Genomic DNA, 2,776 nt, shown 5'->3' on the forward strand with positions numbered 1-2,776 from the left:
ATCACCCTTTGCTCTGGCGTGTGCAAGGCTGTATCGCAGTATAAACGTTATTTGCAAAAATGACGCTGCAGTTATGGTGGCGAATGCTGTAAGAACGGCAAGAATTGGGTGATGTAAAACCCGACAAAAGCGTACTGACTTTCAGTGCGCTTTTTTTTATTGTAATTTTAGCATCGTCTTTGATAACTACCGGCTCAGATGGAGGGAGTCATCAGCGGCAGAATAAAAACTAAATGGGATATTTAACAACAACGCGAAACAGAGAGTCAGTTGCCAAATTCTCAATCACGGCGCTATCCGCTAACAGAAGTTATTCACTGACAAGAGTTATCCGCAAACAAAAGAAGGGGGGCTTGAGCAATATGAACGAGACACAACGGCAAAGCAGAGGAGAACAACGTCACAATTTTTCATCAACACACTGTTTTAAAAGCGAAAGAAATCAACAAGCCGATTCCATTTATTGCCCTAATTTTCCTATCCTGCCTCAGCCAAAAAAGAACAGCAAGTAATCTTCTCTGTTTTTATCCGCCAGCATCACACTTTGTTGCTCTGAAGATAACTCAGCACAGTAATGTGATCTGAATCACACTTTATTTATTCTGATTGAGTATTCTGAAGTTAAGCCCAATGGCGGTACAGACACAGAGGTAAGCCTATGAAAGTTAACATTACTAGCAAACAAATGGACATCACCCCGGCAATTCGTGAGCACGTGGAAGACCGTCTGGCTAAGTTAGAAAAATGGCAAACTCCGCTGATTAAACCGCATGTGATCTTGAGCAAAAATCCACAAGGCGAGTTTATTGCAGAAGCAAATATCGGTATTGCGAACGGACAACTGGTTGCAAGTGCACAACATATTGATATGTATGCGGCAATTAATGAGATGCTGCTAAAACTAGAACGTCAGCTAAATAAATTGCAGCACAAGAACGAGTCTCGCCGTTCAACGCAGAGCGTTAAAGAGTCAAACCGAGTGCAAGATGACACTGCAGAAGCGATCTCTGATGAAGAGGAAGAGGCGTTTTAAATACACAAATGCTGTTGTTTTAACAATCTACACCTTAACAGCACATATTAAACATACGACTGACGCACCGTTTACGGTGCGTTTTGTTTATCAATAAACCCAAATTCTCACAGATAAAAAAATTGACAATATCCTCCCCTTCTCGCTACTTTAAGACATCAACGTTTTTCAACAACTGTTAACATCTCACACTCGGCACTTATTGTATGCTGGTGTGATCCAGAGATAAGAGGTATAGGAATAAATATGAATATGACGCTGTTTTTCTTTGATTTCTTTTTTAGCTTTAGTGCCGCACGCTAGGGGGCTGCTCGTACGACTTGCGTTAAAAACAAATCAAAGACGAACAGTAAGCCTCCCTCTACGGGAGGTTTTTTTTTACTGTTTTTACTCACCCTTTTTTGTTTATTTTTTTGCTGATACCAAGGATGCAGGCCATGACTCAAGATTTAAACGGGATCCGCCAACACATTACGCAGCTTGATCGCTCACTGTTAAAATTACTGGCAGAGCGCAAGCAGTTGGCACTTGAGGTGGCCCGCAGTAAGGCAAACACACAGACCGCGCTGCGTGATACTGCTCGCGAGCAAGAGCTGCTGGCAACATTAATCCGTTACGGTGAGGATTTACAGCTTGATGCTCACTACATCACGCAGATCTACCACACCATTATTGAAGATTCGGTGCTCACCCAGCAGGCGTATCTGCAAAAACAGTTAAATCCTGAAACCCATCAGTTTACCCGTGTGGCTTTTTTGGGAATGCGCGGCTCATATTCACATCTAGCATCACGCAAGTATGCACTGCGCCACCAAGAGCGCATTATTGACATTAGTTGCCGCACCTTTGCTGAAATTTTGCAGTGTGTGGAAGCTGGTGAGGCAGATTACGGCGTGCTACCGATTGAAAATACCAGTTCGGGATCTATCAATGATGTCTATGATTTGCTGCAACACACACAATTATCCATTGTGGGTGAGCTAACCCACCCGATAGAGCACTGTTTATTGGCCACCCATGATGTACAGAGTATTGAGCAGATTCATACGGTCTACAGCCACCCGCAGCCAATTCAGCAATGTAGCCAATTTCTGGCCACCTTTGGGCAAGTACAACTGGAGTTTTGTGAAAGCTCATCACACGCGATGCAGAAAGTGGCGCAGTTGCAATCACCCCATGTTGCGGCAATCAGCAGTGCTGAAGGCGGTGAGTTATACGGTCTGGTTTCACTCAAAAATGGTATCGCCAACCAGCAAGAGAACATCAGCCGTTTTATTGTGGTAGCCCGTAATCCGATTGATGTCGCCCCACAGGTACAAGCCAAAACCACGCTAATTATGTCAACCGCCCAACAAGCCGGATCACTGGTTGAGGCGCTGCTCATTTTGCGCGATCACGGTATCAATATGACAAAACTCGAATCTCGTCCGATTAATGGTCATCCGTGGGAAGAGATGTTTTATTTGGATATCGAGGGCAACGTACAAGATGAACAGATGCAGGCTGCCATTGCCAGCCTGACACAGCAAACGCGTTATCTGAAGGTGCTTGGCTGTTATCCAACCGAAACGGTGATCCCCACACAGATTGCGTAATGTTCTTTTACTGTTAGCTTGCTAAGATCTTCCCCGCCCTAAATTCACTGATCCCATAAAGCGCGGGGAGTTTTATGTTGCAAACGCGGCAACCGATAGACTGCCAAACTAACAAGTGCCACCGGTTGGATTTAACTGCGGTGCACCA

The 2,776-nt window shown here is 44.6% G+C and carries 2 protein-coding genes and 1 other annotated feature; both genes read left to right on the top strand.

Annotation, left to right across the window (positions count from 1 at the left end):
* Positions 1-658: 658 nt before the first annotated feature.
* Positions 659-1,033 carry a ribosome-associated translation inhibitor RaiA gene (raiA, locus tag ACRC27_RS11045; RefSeq protein ID WP_438622509.1) on the top strand — a complete coding sequence of 125 codons (375 nt, stop codon included), beginning with the start codon at positions 659-661 and terminating at the stop codon, positions 1,031-1,033.
* Positions 1,034-1,278: 245 nt separating this feature from the next.
* Positions 1,279-1,413, top strand: a sequence feature (Phe leader region).
* A 57-nt stretch (positions 1,414-1,470) separates the two neighbouring features.
* Positions 1,471-2,628 (top strand): prephenate dehydratase, encoded by a 1,158-nt coding sequence (gene pheA, locus ACRC27_RS11050; RefSeq protein WP_438622508.1) that lies wholly within the window; start codon positions 1,471-1,473, stop codon positions 2,626-2,628.
* The last annotated feature ends 148 nt before the right edge of the window (positions 2,629-2,776 follow it).

This window comes from Plesiomonas sp. (assembly GCF_051650925.1).
Taxonomy (GTDB): Bacteria; Pseudomonadota; Gammaproteobacteria; order Enterobacterales; family CAMTGL01; genus Plesiomonas.

What these genes read in the sequence shown, in the direction of transcription:
- pheA (WP_438622508.1), top strand. Translation starts at nt 1,471, where the DNA reads ATGACTCAAGATTTAAACGGGATCCGCCAACACATTACGCAGCTTGAT.
- raiA (WP_438622509.1), top strand. Translation starts at nt 659, where the DNA reads ATGAAAGTTAACATTACTAGCAAACAAATGGACATCACCCCGGCAATT.